Raw genomic sequence first — 16,569 nt, forward strand, 5'->3', positions numbered from 1 at the left:
CGCCTCCGGGCGGCCCGTGCGGGCGCTGGTGGTGAACGCGGGCAACGCGAACGCCGCCACCGGGCCGCAGGGCGAGGCCGACAACGCAGCGATGGCCGTTGGACTGGCCGGGCACCTCGGGCTGGAGGCGGGCGCGGTTCTGACGGCCTCGACCGGGATCATCGGTCACCTCCTCCCGATGGACCGGGTGCGGGAGGGGCTGGCGCGGCTGCCGGGGGCGCTGGCGCCGGAGGCCGACCCCTTCGCCGCCGCGATCATGACCACCGACACCCGGCCCAAGACGGCCGAGGCGCGGCTGAGCACCGGCGCCCGCATCGTGGGCACCGCCAAGGGCAGCGGCATGATTCACCCCGACATGGCGACCATGTTCGCCTTCGCCTTCACGGACGCGCGGGTGGACGCGGGAGTGCTGCGGGCGGCGTTTCCCGCCATCGTGAACCGCACCTTCAATGCCGTGACGGTGGACGGCGACACCAGCACGAACGACATGGCGCTGGTGCTGGCGAACGGGCGGGCGGGCGAGGTGGACCAGACCGAGTTCCTGGCCGCGCTCGAAGGCGTGATGCGTGACCTGGCCCGGCAGATCGCCGCCGACGGGGAAGGGGCGGCCAAGCTGCTCACGGTGCGGGTGTCGGGCGCCCGCACGGAGGCCGAGGCGCTGGCCGCCGCCCGCACCTGCTGCGTGAGCCCGCTGCTCAAGAGTGCGGTGCACGGCAACGACCCCAACTGGGGCCGGGTGATCATGGCGGTGGGCCGCAGCGGGGCGGCGGTGGACCTTCCCGCAATGACGGTCCGTGTGCAGGGCACCCCCGTCTTCGCGGGGCGGCCCCTGGACTACGACGCGGCGGCGGTCAGCGCCTCCATGCGGGCGGAGGAAGTCGTCTTCGAGGTTGGTCTCGGCGTGGGCGAGGCAGGGGCCGAGGCGTGGGGCTGCGACCTCAGCGCCGAGTACGTGAGCATCAACGCGGAATACACCACCTGAGTGCCCACTCAGAAACCGTCATCTCCCTGACAGGCGGAGGGCAGGCGGGCCGCTTAAGGTGGAGCATGACCGGACTCTCCCGACAACTGACGCTGCTGGCCGTGACGGTGCTGACGCTGGTCATGAACTACCTCAGCAACGCGCTGCCGCTGTTCGGCAACTCCAACGCGGACGTGAGCGACGCGCTGCCCAACGCCTTTACCCCGGCGGGACTGACCTTTGCCATCTGGGGCGTGATCTTCCTGGGGCTGCTGGTGTTCGCGGTGTATCAGGCCCTGCCCGCGCAGCGCGGCCCCCGGCTGGACCACCTGTTCTGGCCCTTCTTGCTGAGCAACCTGCTCAACGTCTCGTGGCTGCTGGCCTTCCAGAGCCTGAACATCGGCCCCAGCGTGCTGGTCATGCTGGCGCTGCTGGGCAGCCTGATCTGGCTGTACCTGCGGGTGCGCGGTCTGCCCCCCCAGGGCGCCGAGGACCTGACCCTGATGCTGCCCACCAGCCTCTACCTCGGCTGGATCAGCGTGGCGACCATCGCCAACGTGACCGCGTGGCTGGTCAGCGAGGGGGTCACCTCGGGACTGGCGGGCCTGGGGGCGCCCGCGTGGTCGGCCGCGTTGGTGCTGATCGCGGCGGGGCTGGGGGCCTTTTTCCTGGTCCGCTTCCGCGACTTCGCCTACGCGGCGGTGCTGCTGTGGGCCTTCTACGGCGTGTACGCCGCCCGGCCCGACGTGACAGCCGTGGTGCTGGGCGTGGCCGTGGGTGCCGTGCTGGTCGTGCTGGGAGGGGTGGCGGCGGCGCGTCGACCCCGGGCGGCGCTGTGACGGTGGGCCTGTCGGGGCCATGACCGTTCCCGGCCATCCGGCCCATGCCGAACGCGGAGGTCTGTGCAAGGCTACCGGACATGCAGACTCGCCCGGCACGCTCAGACGACTTCGCCCAGCTCCGGCCCATGCTGCTCGACATGGGCTTCGTGGAAGACGGGGCCGCGCTGGAGGCCCGCTTTCCCGCCTTCTGCGACGCGCCAGACTCCCTGCTGCTGGTGGCCGAGGCCGAGTCAGGGGCTGGGGGCGAGGCTGGGGAACTGCTGGGGTACGCCTGGGTGCAGGACTACGGCCCGCACCTGCGCTCGGGCGACTCGCACCGGACGGCGAAACTGCACGACCTGTACACCCTCCCGGCAGCCCGCAGGCGGGGCGTCGCCCGGGCGCTCATGGAGGGGGTGGAAAGCTGGGCGCGTGGGCGTCCCCTGCGGTACGTCTTCTGGTACGCCAACCAGCGGGAGGCGGGGCGGGCTTACCAGGCGATGGGCCACCAGCCCGCCCCCTCGGGGCAGGAGGGATACGACTTCTACGAGATCGACCTGGGAGACCCGGCCCTGCGCCAACCCCACCCCCTGCGCGGCTCGTAGGAGGGGCCGACCTCAGCCCAGCGTCAGCCCAGCGCCGGAAGCTCCCGCACGTGGTCCGCGATGAGGCCGCCCCCCAGCAGGCGGGGACCCGCGTACAGCACCGCGCTCTGGCCGGGAGCGACCGCGAACTGCGGCTCCTCAAACTTCAGCTCGAAGCCGTGCTCGTCGGCGTGGACGACCCTGGCCCGCACGGGCTTCGTGCGGTAGCGCACCTGCACCTCCAGCTCGCGCGGCAGCTCGGCGAGGTCGAGGAGGTAGTTGGCCCCCTCCGCCCGCAGGCCGTCCCAGACGCAGTCCTCGTAGTCGCCCACCCAGACGGTGTTGCCCACCGGGTTGAGGTGGACGACGTGGCGGACCCGGTGCGACTGGTAAAGGCCCAGGCCCTTTTTCTGCCCCAGTGTGTAGAACTGGGTGCCCAGGTGCTCGCCCACCACTTCACCCGTGGCGATCTCGCGGATATAGCCCTGGCTCTGCGGCAACTGCTCGGCCACCCAGTCCTGCACCTTGCCGGGCACGAAGCAGATGTTCTGGCTCTCGGGCTTGCTGGCGGTCAGCAGGCCGCGCTCGGCGGCGATCTCGCGCACGCGGGGCTTTTCCAGCTCGCCCACCGGGAAGAGGATGTGCGGCAAAGCCTCGCGCGGGGTGCCCCACAGGAAATAGGTCTGGTCCTTGCGCGGGTCGTCGCCGCGCCAGAACTCGACCGCGCCGCCTTCCCGCTCCACCCGCTTCACGTAATGGCCGGTGGCGACGTACTGGCAGCCCAGCATCCGGGCCTTTTTCACGAGTTCGTCGAACTTGACCTTCGTGTTGCAGTTGACGCAGGGGTTGGGCGTGCGGCCCCGCGCGTACTCGTCTACAAAGGGGCCGACGATGTGGCGCTGGAACGGCTCGCGGTAGTCCAGCAGGTAAAAGGGCACGCCGACCTGCTCGGCCACCCGGCGGGCCTCGAACGCCGCGTCGGGCGAGCAGCACGAGTCGAAGGTGTCCACCCGCTTGTCGTCGGGCCAGAAGCGCATCATCGCGCCGATCACCTGATAGCCCTGATCCTTGAGCAGCGCCGCCGTCACGCTGGAATCCACCCCGCCCGACATCGCGCACAGCACGCGCGGCGCGGGGGTCGGGGTGGGAGGCGCGGGGACGAGTGCGGATGCGGGCGCGGCCTGGGTCATAGCGCCGGGGAGCCTAGCAGGTGCGCGGCCCGGAAACCGTGAGGGGGGCAGCGCGTGAGGTGAGGCTCAGCGCCCGCCTGAGGCCCGAGGAGGGAGGCCCGCAGGTTGACGTTTGACCCAGGGGGTTGGCCGCCCATCGCCGTGAATCGCCGTGATCACGTCCCCCGGTGCCTCCGGACTTGGGCGCGGGACGCACGCGCGTGCACGTCGGGAAACAAGCGGTTCTGCACATCATCGAGGCATTCCTGGGACGGCCAGGGGTGGAGGCCCCTCTCCCATCACCCGCCGCGCCCGGCCAGCCGCTCCAGCTCGGGGCGGTCGAGCACCCGGACCTGCCGACGTTCGAGCTGGATCAGACCCAGACGGTAGAACTCGCCCAGCTTGCGGCTGACAAGCTCGGGCACGGTGCCCAGCAGGGCGGCGAGGTCGCTGTTGGTGGGCAGGGCGTGGGGCCCGTCGGCGGCGTGTTCGAGGAGGTACGCGGCCAGCCGTTCCCCGAGTTCGCTGAACACCAGCCCCTCCAGCCGGGCGAGCAGTTCGGCCTGCCGCCGGGCCAGGGACGCGATGACGGCCGCCGCCAGCGCCGGGGTCCCGAAGACATGCTCGCGGACGGCGGCGGCGGGCAGGCACAGCACCTCGGTGGGGGTCTGGAGGGCGACGGCGTGTGCGGGGGCAGGGTCGCTGCCCGCAAAGACGCCCACGCCCGCGACGAGCTGGCGCGGCCCTTCCACATGCAGGGTCAGCTCGCGGGTGCCGCCGCGCACCACCCGGTAGACCCGCACGCTGCCGCTGCTCACCATGAAGAGGGTCTCCGGCACGTCCCCGGCCCGGAACAGCAGCTCGCCGCGCCGCAGCGTCCGGAAGGTACCCCGCGCGGCCAGCGGACGCAGGTCAGCGGGCGAGGCTCCCCCGAAGACGGGCGAGTGGCTCAGCAACTCCAGAGCGCGGACGGGGTCGGGCAGGGTGGGCACGTGGTCCGATGCTGCCACAGCGGAGGGCACTGGCCCCCCAGCCCCCCACGACATACAGCACTCAGGCCAGCACCGCCGCCCCGCACAGGCCCAGGCTTGCGGCGAGCGTCAGGTGGGTGATCCACGCCGGGGGCCGCGTCTCGGCCTGACCGCGCCGCACGTGCAGGGCCACCAGAGCGCCGATCAAGACCAGCAGCCCGAGTTCCAGCCAGAGCGCGGGCCGGAAGCCGGAGGTCAGGCCCAGCGCCAGGACCACCGCGAACAGGGCCACGGTGAGCACGCCGTTGACCCGCGCGTAGTGCCGACCCACCGCGCGGCGGTGCCCGGTGCGGGTCGCGTGGTCGGGAAACAGCTCGGAGAAGGCGGGGCTGACCACGAAGGTCGTGAACAGGTACATGCCCACCCACATTCCCACCAGCAGGATATTCAGACCGGACAGCAGGTCCATGCTCAGAGGCCGAAGAAGACGCGGTTCTTGGCGATGAACTCGGTCTCCCCGGCGGGCACGTCCTCCTCGGGGAAGATGGCGCTGACCGGGCAGGCGGGCACGCAGGCCCCGCAGTCGATGCACTCGTCGGGGTGAATCAGGAACTGGTCGCCGCCGTCGTAGATGCATTCCACCGGGCAGACCTCGGTGCAGGCCTGGTCCTTGACGCCGATGCAGGGGCTGACAATCACGTGAGGCATGCGGGCAGGATGGCAGCTGGGGGCGGCAGGAGGCCATGACCTGGGTCAAGGGGGAGGGAGGGTGGGGAGGTTGAGGCGCCCTTCTGCTCCTCCCACGGGGGGAGAGGGGCCAGAGACGCTGCTGCCCAGGCCGCCCTGGTCCTGTCTCATACGGACTCCGATGGAGTCGCCTACGAAGTGATTCCATCCGAGCGGAGGCGAGAAGGAGAAAGGGCGGGTTCCGGAAGATGGAAGGAAAGGAATTGGACGGAACCCGTCTCAGCCGACCTCAACGTCCCCACGCCGCGAATCCTCTTGCCAGACAGACGGACGGTTGGCGCGGGCCGTGCCGGGGCCTTTGCTGTCGCAGCGCTGCTTGCCCTGACGCTCTGGGAAGTGGGGGCGCCCCGCGACCGTGCCACCCGGCTGCTCCGCCAAGCCAGCTCTCCCCCGCCCACGCCCTAACATGGCCCCCATGCTCGCCATCCTCGGTGCCATGGACGAAGAAATCGAATTGCTCAGGGCGGACCTTCAGCAGTCCGAAACGCTGACGCCTCCCGGCGCGACCCTCTACCGGGGCGTGCTGGACGGCGTGCCCATCCTGCTGGCCAAGAGCGGCATCGGCAAGGTGAACGCGGCGATGACGGCCACGCATCTGCTGAACGCCGGGGCCACCCGCGTGATTTTCACCGGGGTCGCGGGGGGCGTTCACCCCGAACTGCGGGTAGGCGACCTCGTGGTGAGCACCGACCTCGTGCAGCACGACGTGGACGTGACGGCGCTGGACTACCCGCTGGGGACGGTCCCCGGCGAGACGGCCGCGTGGCAGGCCGACCCCGAACTGCGCGAGGTCGCGCTGGCGGCCGCCCGCGAGGTCGAGGGCGTGGGCGTGCTGGAGGGCCGGGTGGCGAGCGGCGACCAGTTCATCGCCTCGCGCGAGGGGGTGGGGCGGCTGTGGACGGTCTTCGGGGCCGCCTGCGCCGAGATGGAGGGAGCGGCGGTCGCGCAGGTGTGCGCCAAGGCGGGCGTGCCCTTCGTGGTGATCCGCTCGGTGAGCGACACCGCCGACCACGACGCGCAGGTGGACTACCGCACCTTCATGCCGCTGGTGGCCCGGCACGCCAAGCAGGTCGTGCGCGGGATGCTGGCCCGGCTGGGCACCGCGCAGGGGTGACGGCTTCCACTCCGGTCCTCTCGCCCCCGGTGCGCGTCGTGCTGGGGCTGGGCCTGCTGACCGCCTTTGCCGCGCTGGGCACCGTCCTGGTGACGTGGCTGGGCTGGCCGCTGCCGGGGTCGGTGGTCGGGATGGCGCTGCTGTGGGCGGCCCTCTCGCTGGGACTCGTGCGGCTCTCGTGGCTGGAGGCCGCCGCCGACGGACTGCTGGGCATCCTGGGACTGCTGTTCGTGCCCGCCACCGTGGGCTTTATCGAGTTCCTGTCGGCGGGGGCCGAGTGGGGCCTGTGGCTGCTGGTGATGCTGGCGGGGCTGCTGCTGGGCGCCGGGACGGCGGGACTGGTCGCGGGGCGGCTGGTGCGCGGATGAGGGTCAGTCCGTGGGGAGGAGCGGCGTGACCTGGGTGGCCCTGACCCTGCTCGCCTTCGCCCTGGGGGTGGCCGCGCAGTGGCGGGTGCGGCATCCGCTGGTCAACCCGACGCTGGTGGCGACGGTGATCGTGTCCGGGGCGCTGCTGGTGACGGCCACGCCCTACCGGGACTACACCTCGGAGGTGCGGCCGCTCTCCTTCCTGCTCGGCCCGGCGGTGGTGGCGCTGGCGGTGCCGCTCTACCGGTTGCGGGCGCTGCTGGCCCGCGAGTGGCGGGCACTGGGGGTGGGCGGCGTGGCGGGCACACTGGTGGGCATGGGCGCGGACGCCGCGCTGCCCCGGCTGCTGGGGCTGGACGCGGCGGCGCGGCAGGCCCTGCTGACCGCCCCGGCGACCAGTCCGGTGGCGTTACAACTCGCCACCTTCACGGGCGCTCCACCCGCGCTGGCGGCCACCCTGGCGGTGCTGTCGGGGCTGGTGGNGGCGCGGACGCCGCGCTGCCCCGGCTGCTGGGGCTGGACGCGGCGGCGCGGCAGGCCCTGCTGACCGCCCCGGCGACCAGTCCGGTGGCGTTACAACTCGCCACCTTCACGGGCGCTCCACCCGCGCTGGCGGCCACCCTGGCGGTGCTGTCGGGGCTGGTGGGGGCGCTGGTGCTGCCGCCCTTCCTGACCCTGCTGGGCGTCCGGCATCCGCTCGCGCGGGGCATCGCCATCGGCAGCGTGGCGCACGGGGTGGGCACCGCCCGTGCCCGCGAGGAGGGCGAGACGACGGGCGCGGCCAGCTCCATCGGAATGGGCCTGGCCGCGCTGGTGGTGACGCTGGTGGTGGCGCTGCTGGGGTAAGCCTCAGCGCGAGACGAGAATCTGCACGCTCTGGATCAGGTCAGGCTCGGCGCCGGGGATGGGCACCTCGCCGTTCGGGGTCGCCGTGCGGGTCAGACGCTGCAGGGTGTCCAGTCCGGAAACGACCTGCCCGAACACCGTGTACCCGCCGCTCAGGAAATCCGCCGGGGCCAGCGTGATGAAAAACTGGCTCCCCTGCGAGTCCAGGCTGGCGGCGCGGGCCATCCCCAGCACCCCCGCGCGGTCGAAGCGCAGGCCGTTCCCGACCTCGGCGCGGAAGCTGTAGCCGGGGCCGCCCGTGCCCCAGCGGGCGCGGAGGGCCGGGTCCGTGCTCTGCGGATCGCCGCCCTGGGCCATGAAGCCCTCGATCACGCGGTGAAAGCGGGTGCCGTCGTAAAAGCGGTTGAGGGCCAGGAACACGAAGTTGTTCACGGCGACCGGGGCCTGCCGCGCGTACAGCTCCAGCGTGATCGGCCCCTTGCTGGTGTTCAGCACCGCCTGGTAGGTCCGCGCCGGGTCGGTCACCTGGGCGGCGGAAGCAAAGCCCGTGACGCGGCCAGCGCCCAGCGGCTGAACCGGGACGAAGGTCGGGGCCGTGGGAGGGGCCACAGGAGCGGGAGCCGGAGCCGTGGGCTGTGGTGCGGAGGCTTGCGGCTGGGTGGCGGGCGCACACGCCATCAGGCCGAGGCTCAGGGAGGCGAGCAAGGCGGGCGCCGCACGGCGGAAGGCAGGTGAAGGCATGGGCGCAGTATGTCAGAGCCTTCTCCCGGAGCCCTCCCCGGTGAGCCGCTGTCCTACTCCACCGCCAGCCCCGTCGTGTACTTCTCCCCCTTCACCACGATGGTGCTCGCCGTGTTCCGCACCCCCGGAATGGCCGCGAGCACGTCCACCAGAAAGGTCTGGTAGGCGTCGAGGTCGGGCACGACCACCTTGAGCAGGTAGTCGGTGTCGCCCAGGCAGAGGTAGCACTCCAGCACCTCGGGCCGCCCGCGCATCCGCTCGGCAAAGGTCTCGAAGCCCTGCTTGGTCTGCTTGTCCAGCGTGACCCGCACGAAGACCATCAGGTCGCGCCCGACCCGTTTGGGGTCCAGCAGGGCCACGTAGCGGCTGATGATGCCCTCCTCCTCCAGCCGCCGCACCCGCCGCAGGGTCGGCGCCGGAGTCAGGCCGATCTCATCGGCGAGTTCGGTGTTGGGAATGCGGGCGTCGCGCTGGAGGATGGTCAGAATCCGGCGGTCGGTGGCATCGAGATCCGGCTTTGACATGAATGGGCACAGGATAGCAGTTCTGACGCAACCCGGTTGCGCGGATGTGTCTGCAGCGCGGCCTGTGGGCAATCGGACGCGCGAAGCGTCCTGCTAGCATTGCGCCACTTCAACAGGAATGCAGGCGGGCGGCCCCGGCGGGGTGCGCGGCCCTGCGGAGGCACTATGAAGATCGGACTCCCCAAGGAAATCAAGGTCAAGGAAAACCGCGTGGCGCTCACGCCCGGCGGCGTGGGTACGCTGGTGCGGCGCGGGCATACGGTCGTGGTCGAGCAGGGCGCGGGCGTAGGCAGCGGCCTCGCGGACAGCGAGTACGTGGCGGCGGGCGCGACCCTGGGCAGCGCCGCCGACGCCTGGGCCGCCGAGATGGTGGTCAAGGTCAAGGAGCCCGTCAAGGGCGAGTACGGGTATCTGCGCGAGGGGCTGCTGCTGTTCACCTACCTGCACCTCGCCGCCGACCGCCCGCTGACCGACGCGCTGCTCTCGTCGGGCACCACCGGCGTGGCCTACGAGACGGTGCAGCTCGACGACGGCAGCCTGCCGTTGCTGACCCCGATGTCGGAGGTCGCCGGGCGCCTCAGCGTGCAGGCGGGGGCCTATCACCTGCAGAAGCCGGTGGGCGGGCGCGGCGTGCTGCTGGGCGGCGTGCCCGGCGTGCAGCCCGGCCACGTGACCATCCTGGGCGGCGGCGTGGTGGGCACCAACGCGGCGAAGATGGCGATGGGCCTGGGGGCCAAGGTCACCATCCTCGATGTGTCGCAGCGCCGCCTGGCCTACCTCGACGACGTGTTCTTCGGGCGCCTGACCACCATGATGAGCAGCGAGGCCAACATCCGCGCCCTGCTGCCCGACACCGACCTGTTGATCGGCGGCGTGCTGATTCCCGGCGCCAAGGCCCCGCACCTCGTCACCCGCGACATGCTCCCGCTGATGCCAGAAGCCAGCGTCGTCGTGGACGTGGCGGTCGACCAGGGCGGCTGCGTGGAAACCATCCACGCGACCACGCACGACGACCCCACCTATGTGGTGGACGGCGTGATTCACTACGGGGTCGCCAACATGCCGGGGGCCGTGCCGCGCACGAGTACCTTTGCGCTCACCAACCAGACCATGCCCTACGTGCTGCAACTCGCCGAGCAGGGCGTGTCGGCCCTCACGCGCAACAAGGCGCTGCGCCTGGGCCTGAACACCCACGGGGGCAAGCTGACCTACCAGGGCGTCGCGGAAGCCTTCGAGCTCGCCTTTGACGAGCCGGAGGCGGTGCTGGCGTAAGCCGGAGGCTCGGGGTGGGCAGCGGACTCGCGGGCGTATGGGTCCGCTGCCCCCTTTTTGGCCCTCTCCCCCGTCAAGCGGCATCATTGGGGCTGATGGAGCCTTCCCCCGTGCCCCTCCCGTCGCCACCCGAGCGCCTGACCTTCCGAGTGCCGGGGATGGACTGCGCCGCCGAGGAACATCTGGTGCGGCTGGGGCTGGAGGAGCAGCCGGGCGTGACCCACCTCGCCTTCGACCTTCCGGCCCGAACGGTGGTCGTGACCCATCAGGGTGACGCGGCGGCCATCGAGCGGCGGATGGAGGGCCTGGGCCTCGGCGCGGCACTCGTCGGGCGGGCAGAGGGGCCCGCGACCGGACCAGGGGAGGAGGAGGCTGGGCAGCGCCGACTGCTCGTGACCGTCCTGCTCATCAACGGGAGCCTCTTTATACTGGAGCTGGGGGCCGGGGTTCTGGCCGGGTCGCTAGGGCTGGTGGCCGACAGCCTCGACATGCTGGCCGACGCGCTGGTGTACGGCCTGAGCCTCCTGGCGGTGGGGCGATCAGGGGCGCACAAGAAACGGGTCGCCCGAATCAGCGGCGTCTTGCAGCTAGGTCTGGCGGTGCTGGGCCTCGTGGAGGTGCTGCGGCGCTTTGCGGGGGCTGGAGAGCCGCCCGACTTCGGCCCCATGATCGGGGTTTCCCTGGTGGCGCTGGCGGGCAATGCTGCGTCCCTGCGGGTGCTTCAGCGGGCGCGGAACCCCGAAGCCCACCTGCGGGCCAGCCAGATCTTTACCACCAACGACGTGATCGTGAATATCGGTGTGATCGTGGCGGGCGGGCTGGTGCTGCTGAGCGGCTCGGCGCTGCCCGATCTGGTGGTGGGCGCGGCCGTGTTCATGCTGGTGGCGAGCGGAGCGTGGCGCATCCTGCGGCTGGCCCGCTGAGGCACCCCGCCCAGCGGGGCACCCCGTTCCTCCCTGTCCATGCCGTACCCTGGCCCCATGCTGTCCCGCCGACGCCCGGCCTCCGCCCCCGCGACTCCTGCCCCGGCGCGTCCCCCGCGCGATCCCCGGCAACTGCGGCGGGTGCTGGCCTACGCGCGGCCCTACCGGACGCTGCTGATTCTCGGGTTGATCGCCACCCTGATTTCCAGCGGGCTGAACCTGATCTTCCCGCTGCTGTTCGGACGGCTGATCGACGCCTCCTTCCTGCGGGTGGGATCGACCGATACCGGGCCACTCGACCGCACGGTGCTCGCGCTGCTGGGCATCTTCGCGCTGTCCTCGCTGTTCGGGGCCGCGCAGTCGTACCTGCTCGCCAAGGTGGGGGCGGGGGTGGTCGCCGACCTGCGCCGACACCTCTTCTCGCACCTGATGACGCTCTCGCCGCGCTTTTTCGCCGAGCACCGCACCGGCGAACTCACCAGCCGACTCACGGCGGACGTGGGCACGGTGCAGGCGGTCACGAGCACCGCGCTCGCGCAGGCGGCGGCGCTGAGCTTCAACATCGTGGGGTCGACGACCCTGCTGGTGGTCACCAGTCCCCGGCTGAGCCTGCTCACGCTGGCGGTGATTCCGCTGGTGATCGGCACGGCGATCGTGATCGGGCGGCGCATCCGGGTGGTCAGCCGCGAGGTGCAGGACCGGGTCGCCGAGGCCAACGCCAGTGCCGAGGAAGCGATCAGCGGGGTCCGGGTGGTTCAGAGCTTCACCGCCGAGGACACCGAGCGCGGGCGCTACGGACAGGGCGTGCTCGCGTCCTTCCTGGCCTCGCTGCGGCGGGCGCGGCTGCAGGCGCTGATGGGCGGCGTGATGAGCTTCCTGACCTTCGCCTCGCTCGCGGTGGTGCTGTGGTACGGCGGGCGGCTGGTGATGGGCGGCGACCTCAGCCCCGGCGGACTCGTGACTTTCCTGATCTATGCCCTGCAGGTCGGGGCCACGGTCGCGGCACTGTCCGGCCTGTTCAGCCAGTTTCAAGAGGCGCTGGGGGCCTCGGGGCGCATCTTCGAGCTGCTCGACGAGCGCAGCGACCTGCCCGAACCTGCCCGCCCGCTGCCGCTGCCCCGCGCCCAGGGCCGGGTGAGCTTCGAGGGGGTGGGGTTCAGTTACGGCGACTCGGCGGTGCTGCACGACCTGAGCTTCGACGTGCCCGCCGGACAGGTGGTGGCGCTGGTGGGGCCCAGCGGGGCGGGCAAGACCACGCTGGTGAGCCTGATTCCGCGCTTCTGGGACGTGACGGACGGAAGGTTGCGGGTGGACGGCGAGGACGTGCGGGCCTACGCGCTGGCCGACCTGCGGGCGCAGGTGGGGCTGGTGCCGCAGGAGACGCTGCTCTTTTCCGGGTCCATCGAGGAGAACATCCGCTACGGCCGGCCCGACGCCGATCCCCACGAGGTCGAGGCCGCCGCCCGCGCCGCGAACGCGCACGGCTTTATCACGGCGCTGCCGCAGGGGTACGCCACCGTGGTGGGCGAGCGGGGCGTGCGCCTGAGCGGAGGCCAGCGCCAGCGGGTCGCCATCGCCCGCGCCCTGCTCAAAGACCCGCGCATCCTGATTCTCGACGAGGCCACCTCCGCCCTCGACAACGAGTCCGAGGCGCTGGTGCAGCAGGCCCTGGAAACGCTGATGCGGGGCCGCACCACCTTCGTGATCGCCCACCGCCTCTCCACGGTCCGCAACGCCGACCGCATCCTGGTGATGGAGGGGGGCCGGATCGTGCAGGACGGAAGCCACGGGGAACTGATGGCGGCGGGCGGCCTGTACCGCGACCTGTACGAACTCCAGTTCCGCCGGGAGCAGGAGGAGCGGGCCGAACTGGTGCCTGGCGTGGGCGGCTAGCGCCCCAGGCCGGGCACGCCCGCGTAGATGTCGTCCAGGGTCAGGGTGGTGTTCAGGCACGGAATGACGACCTCGCCCGTGCCGGACAGTTCCCGGTCGGTCCAGGTTTCCCCGTCACGCGAGAGCACCCGCACCAGCCGCCGGGTCGGGTCCACGATCAGGTAGGTCTGGAGGCTGGGGAGGGTGGTGTACGTCACCAGCTTGGTGGTGCGGTCGGTGTGCCGGGTGGCTGGGCTCAGGACTTCCACCAGCAGGCAGGGCTCGCGGACGCTGGTGGCCTCGCTTGTGATGGGTTCGCAGGTGACGACCACGTCCGGATAGAAGTAGGCCCGCTGCCCGGCGGAGGGCGTGACATAGACGCGCATGTCGGCCGAAAACACCTTGCAGCCACTGTCCCGCGACCGAAGAAGCAGGGCCGCGCCGATATTGAGCGTCACGGCCCCATGTCCCGCACTTGCCCCCGCCTGCGCCACCGTCGCGCCGTGCAGCGGGTACACGTACCCCCCGAAGAATTCCCGCTTGACCGGGCTTTCCGGCTCGGTCCGCAGGTATTCCTCTTCCGTCATCTCCCAGAAGGTCGGCGCGGGGTCACTCATGGGCGTATGGTACGCCGCATGAGGCAGCGCGAATTCGGCAACACCGGCCTGCGGGTCAGCGTCCTGGGGCTGGGGGCGGGACAGGTCGGCGCGGAGAGCCTGGACGACCGCGAGGCCGGGCGCCTGCTGAACCGCGCCCTCGACCTCGGGGTCACCCTGATCGACACGGCGCGGGGGTACGGTCTCAGTGAGGAGCGCATCGGGCGGCACCTCGCCGGGCGGCGGGACGGGTTCGTCCTGAGCACCAAGGGCGGGTACGGGGTGGAGGGCATGGACGACTGGACGCCGGGAGCCATCCGCCACGGCATCGAGCGGGCGCTGCGGACGATGCGGACCGACCGGATCGACCTCTTCCACCTGCACTCGTGTCCACCCGACACCCTGCGCCGGGACGACCTGCTGGCCGAACTTGACCGGGCGCGGGAGGCCGGGCTGATCCGGGTCGCGGCCTACAGCGGCGAGAACGGGGCGCTGGCGTGGGCGGCCGAGTCCGGACGCTTCGGCAGCCTGGAGACGAGCGTGAACGTGGCCGACCAGTGGAGCCTGCACCACGTCCTGCCGGGCGCGGCCGCGCGGGGCCTGGGCGTGATCGCCAAGCGGCCCATCGCCAACGCCGCGTGGCAGTTTTCCCGGCGCCCGGTGGGCCAGTACGCCGAGGTCTACTGGGAGCGTTTGCAGGCGCTGAATCTTGACCCCGGCGGGCTGGACTGGTCCGAGTTCGCCCTGCGCTTCTCGGCCTTCGCTCCTGGCGTGAGCAGCGCCATCGTGGGCACGGCGCGGGTGGAGAATCTGGAGCGTAATGCGGCCACCGTCGAGCGGGGACCGCTGCCCGCCGGGGTGCTGGCACAGGTCGAGGCGGCGTGGGCACAGCAGGGCGGGGGGTGGGGCGGGGAGGTCTAGAGCATTTGCCATAAGAATGCGGTGGGTTTCCGCATTCGTTGGCCGAGCGGACTTGCAAAGCTGCGCAGCAGAGCGAGCGAATTTAAAAAGAGCATTGGGCAGAATGGAGGCACCTGGGGCGCCTTCCCCCGGGGGCCGTAATTCTGTCCAATGCTCTAGCGGGAGCGGCTAAAGTCCGACGCAGATCCAAAGAGCAGCGCCCACCCGCNCCTTCCCCCGGGGGCCGTAATTCTGTCCAATGCTCTAGCGGGAGCGGCTAAAGTCCGACGCAGATCCAAAGAGCAGCGCCCACCCGCAACCGCAAGGTGGGCGCCGTTCCCAACTCTGGCTCAGTCCATCGCGCTCGCCAGCATGGGCTGGGGCTGCCAGGCCTGCACGCCGATGCCCCGCAGCCGCTCGGCCAGCCGCTCGTAACCCCGGTTGAGGTACTGCACGCCGTCGATGACCGTCTCGCCCTCCGTGGTCATCGCGGCGATGAAGAGGGCCGCCCCGGCGCGGAGGTCGGCGGCTTTGACGGGCGCGGCGTGCAGCGGCCCGCCCTGGATGACCTGGGTGTAGCCGCTCACGGTGATGTTCGCGCCCATGCGCTGCAACTCGGCCACGTGGGTGAGGCGGTCGGGGTACACCGGGTCCTGCACCACGCTGGTGCCGGGTACGGTGGCGAGCAGGGCGCTCATCTGCGGCTGCACGTCGGTGGGAAAGCCGGGGTAACTCTGGGTGGTCAGGTTGACGGGCCGCAGTTCTCGGTCACGGGCGTCCACGATCAGGCGGTCGCCGGATTCCAGAATGTCCACGCCCATCTCGCCCAGCTTGGCGCTCACGGCCCGCAGGTGGTCGGGGCGCACGTTGGTCAGCGTCAGGCGGCTGCGGGTGGCGGCGGCGGCGATCATGAAGGTCCCGGCCTCGATGCGGTCGGGGATGACGGTGTACTCGCCCCCGCGCAGGGCAGGCACGCCCTGGACCGTCAGCGTGTTGGTCCCCGCGCCCTCGATCTGTGCTCCGAGCGTGTTCAGGAACCCGATCAGGTCCACCACGTCGGTGTCGATGCTGGCGTTTTCCAGCGTGACCACACCGTCTCCCAGCACCGAGGCCAGCAGCACGTTATGGGTGCCGCCCACCGTCAGCATCTCGAAGACGAAGGTGCCGTTCAGGCTCCCGGTGCGCGTCGCCGCAAAGTCGCCCCCCTCCTCGGTAAGGTGGGCCCCCAGCGCCCGCAGCGCCTTGACATGCTGGTCGACCGGGCGCGGCCCCCACGCACAGCCCCCCGGCATGGACACCGTGGCCTCGCCTGCCCGCGCCAGGATCGCGCCCAGCACGATGAAACTCGCCCGCATCTTGGACACCAGCGCGTAGGGGGCGTGGGTGCTGAGAATCTCGGGGGTGTGCAGGGTCAGGCTGTTGGGACCGGCCCAGACGTGCCGGGTGCCCAGGTGCGCCATCAGTTCCAGGATGGTGTCCACGTCCGAGAGACGGGGAATGCCGTGCAGGGTGACGGGCTCACGGCTCAGCAGGCTCGCCACGATGATGGGCAGCGCCGCATTCTTGCTGTGCTGGATGGCGATTTCACCGGAGAGGTCCCGGCCTCCTACGAGGTGCAGCGGCGTCAGATCCATGGGGTCAGTCCTTTGGGGCGCGGGCAGGGCAGCCCGGAGGGTCTCGGTGGGGGCGGGTCCGGCGGTGCGGCCGGAAGATGGGTGCATCTTACACACCATGCTCACCGGACGTCTACGCCACCCTGGCCTCAGGCACACCTGCGTCTCCGGGGCGGCTGATGTTGAGGTGCCTCATGGTGCGTGCTACGCTACCCGCGCACACCCCAGCCCAGGCGCACTGCCGGGCGCCGACCCGCTGGAGAGGACAGAAGAGGACATGCCCAAAAAGGAACGCAAACGCCTCCAGGTCGTGATCAGCGAGGAGCAGGACGCGCTGCTCACGCGCACGGCCTACGAACTCTCCAGCCCCGAGCGCCTGATCAGCAAGAGCGAGGTGGTCCGCCTCGCCATCGAGCGCATCGCCCGCGAACTCGGCGAGGGCGAACATATCGACGAGTACCGCAACCTGCTGGCCGACGAGAACGTGGCGGACGACCAGGCTTAGAGCATTTGACAGAGGCTCATCCTGGGTTTCAGGGAGTTGGGG

General features: G+C 71.1%; 20 protein-coding genes. 12 read left to right on the top strand and 8 right to left on the bottom strand.

Features of this window, described 5'->3' with window-relative positions:
• The 3 genes from argJ to QOL99_RS07580 form a co-directional block, all read left to right on the top strand.
• Positions 1–982: bifunctional glutamate N-acetyltransferase/amino-acid acetyltransferase ArgJ (gene argJ / locus QOL99_RS07570; protein WP_285522714.1), on the top strand; the 982-nt coding region annotated here is incomplete at its 5' end.
• A 65-nt stretch (positions 983–1,047) separates the two neighbouring features.
• Positions 1,048–1,800 carry a TspO/MBR family protein gene (locus QOL99_RS07575; RefSeq protein WP_285522715.1) on the top strand — a complete coding sequence of 251 codons (753 nt, stop codon included), beginning with the start codon at positions 1,048–1,050 and terminating at the stop codon, positions 1,798–1,800.
• An 80-nt stretch (positions 1,801–1,880) separates the two neighbouring features.
• On the top strand, positions 1,881–2,387 hold the full coding sequence (locus tag QOL99_RS07580; protein ID WP_285522716.1) for a GNAT family N-acetyltransferase: 507 nt from the start codon (positions 1,881–1,883) through the stop codon (positions 2,385–2,387).
• A gap of 23 nt (positions 2,388–2,410) precedes the next feature.
• Here QOL99_RS07580 and mnmA read toward each other — a convergent pair whose 3' ends face one another.
• The 4 genes from mnmA to QOL99_RS07600 form a co-directional block, all read right to left on the bottom strand.
• The gene (gene mnmA / locus QOL99_RS07585; protein WP_285522718.1) at positions 2,411–3,556 is read right to left on the bottom strand and encodes a tRNA 2-thiouridine(34) synthase MnmA; all 1,146 of its coding nucleotides are present in this window, start codon (positions 3,554–3,556) and stop codon (positions 2,411–2,413) included.
• A 278-nt stretch (positions 3,557–3,834) separates the two neighbouring features.
• Positions 3,835–4,527 (bottom strand): Crp/Fnr family transcriptional regulator, encoded by a 693-nt coding sequence (locus QOL99_RS07590; RefSeq protein ID WP_285522720.1) that lies wholly within the window; start codon positions 4,525–4,527, stop codon positions 3,835–3,837.
• A gap of 61 nt (positions 4,528–4,588) precedes the next feature.
• Positions 4,589–4,975, bottom strand: coding sequence for a hypothetical protein (locus QOL99_RS07595; protein ID WP_285522722.1), 387 nt, complete (start codon positions 4,973–4,975; stop codon positions 4,589–4,591).
• Between the two features lie 2 nt (positions 4,976–4,977).
• On the bottom strand, positions 4,978–5,214 hold the full coding sequence (locus QOL99_RS07600) for a ferredoxin (RefSeq protein ID WP_285522723.1): 237 nt from the start codon (positions 5,212–5,214) through the stop codon (positions 4,978–4,980).
• A 454-nt stretch (positions 5,215–5,668) separates the two neighbouring features.
• Here QOL99_RS07600 and QOL99_RS07605 point away from each other — a divergent pair, with 454 nt between their 5' ends.
• The 4 genes from QOL99_RS07605 (at position 5,669) to QOL99_RS07620 (ending at position 7,581) form a co-directional block, all read left to right on the top strand.
• Complete coding sequence (locus QOL99_RS07605) at positions 5,669–6,367, top strand: 5'-methylthioadenosine/adenosylhomocysteine nucleosidase (protein WP_285522724.1); 699 nt, start codon at positions 5,669–5,671, stop codon at positions 6,365–6,367.
• Positions 6,364–6,735, top strand: a complete 372-nt coding sequence (locus QOL99_RS07610; protein ID WP_285522726.1) for a CidA/LrgA family protein — start codon at positions 6,364–6,366, stop codon at positions 6,733–6,735. Before QOL99_RS07605 ends, QOL99_RS07610 begins: the two co-directional genes overlap by 4 nt.
• Positions 6,736–6,820: 85 nt before the next feature.
• Positions 6,821–7,282, top strand: a complete 462-nt coding sequence (locus QOL99_RS07615) for an LrgB family protein (protein WP_456318850.1) — start codon at positions 6,821–6,823, stop codon at positions 7,280–7,282.
• Positions 7,279–7,581: an LrgB family protein gene (locus QOL99_RS07620; RefSeq protein ID WP_285522743.1), complete on the top strand. Its 303-nt coding sequence runs from the start codon at positions 7,279–7,281 to the stop codon at positions 7,579–7,581. The genes QOL99_RS07615 and QOL99_RS07620 overlap by 4 nt, the downstream gene beginning before the upstream one ends.
• Positions 7,582–7,584: 3 nt before the next feature.
• Here the strand turns inward: QOL99_RS07620 and QOL99_RS07625 are convergent, their stop codons facing one another.
• Together QOL99_RS07625 and QOL99_RS07630 are read right to left on the bottom strand one after the other, a co-directional pair.
• Positions 7,585–8,322, bottom strand: coding sequence for a peptidylprolyl isomerase (locus QOL99_RS07625; RefSeq protein WP_285522727.1), 738 nt, complete (start codon positions 8,320–8,322; stop codon positions 7,585–7,587).
• A gap of 53 nt (positions 8,323–8,375) precedes the next feature.
• The gene (locus QOL99_RS07630) at positions 8,376–8,846 is read right to left on the bottom strand and encodes an Lrp/AsnC family transcriptional regulator (RefSeq protein WP_285522729.1); all 471 of its coding nucleotides are present in this window, start codon (positions 8,844–8,846) and stop codon (positions 8,376–8,378) included.
• Positions 8,847–9,011: 165 nt separating this feature from the next.
• On the opposite strand from QOL99_RS07630, the gene ald reads away from it, so the two are divergent.
• The 3 genes from ald (at position 9,012) to QOL99_RS07645 (ending at position 12,934) form a co-directional block, all read left to right on the top strand.
• Positions 9,012–10,118, top strand: coding sequence for an alanine dehydrogenase (ald, locus tag QOL99_RS07635; RefSeq protein WP_285522731.1), 1,107 nt, complete (start codon positions 9,012–9,014; stop codon positions 10,116–10,118).
• Positions 10,119–10,213: 95 nt separating this feature from the next.
• Positions 10,214–11,041, top strand: coding sequence for a cation transporter (locus QOL99_RS07640; RefSeq protein ID WP_285522732.1), 828 nt, complete (start codon positions 10,214–10,216; stop codon positions 11,039–11,041).
• A gap of 57 nt (positions 11,042–11,098) precedes the next feature.
• Complete coding sequence (locus tag QOL99_RS07645) at positions 11,099–12,934, top strand: ABC transporter ATP-binding protein (RefSeq protein ID WP_285522733.1); 1,836 nt, start codon at positions 11,099–11,101, stop codon at positions 12,932–12,934.
• Here the strand turns inward: QOL99_RS07645 and QOL99_RS07650 are convergent.
• Entirely contained in the window at positions 12,931–13,530 is a 600-nt protein-coding gene (locus tag QOL99_RS07650; protein WP_285522734.1) for a Uma2 family endonuclease, read from the bottom strand. The two genes, QOL99_RS07645 and QOL99_RS07650, sit on opposite strands and share 4 nt — an antisense overlap.
• Positions 13,531–13,548: 18 nt before the next feature.
• Here QOL99_RS07650 and QOL99_RS07655 point away from each other — a divergent pair, with 18 nt between their 5' ends.
• Entirely contained in the window at positions 13,549–14,430 is an 882-nt protein-coding gene (locus tag QOL99_RS07655) for an aldo/keto reductase (RefSeq protein WP_285522737.1), read from the top strand.
• A gap of 329 nt (positions 14,431–14,759) precedes the next feature.
• Here QOL99_RS07655 and murA read toward each other — a convergent pair whose 3' ends face one another.
• A complete protein-coding gene (gene murA, locus QOL99_RS07660; protein ID WP_285522739.1) occupies positions 14,760–16,043 on the bottom strand; it encodes a UDP-N-acetylglucosamine 1-carboxyvinyltransferase in 1,284 nt (427 codons plus the stop codon).
• Between the two features lie 256 nt (positions 16,044–16,299).
• Here murA and QOL99_RS07665 point away from each other — a divergent pair, with 256 nt between their 5' ends.
• The gene (locus QOL99_RS07665; RefSeq protein ID WP_285522741.1) at positions 16,300–16,527 is read left to right on the top strand and encodes a transcriptional regulator; all 228 of its coding nucleotides are present in this window, start codon (positions 16,300–16,302) and stop codon (positions 16,525–16,527) included.
• The last annotated feature ends 42 nt before the right edge of the window (positions 16,528–16,569 follow it).

Source organism: Deinococcus rhizophilus (genome assembly GCF_030271215.1).
GTDB lineage: Bacteria > Deinococcota > Deinococci > Deinococcales > Deinococcaceae > Deinococcus > Deinococcus rhizophilus.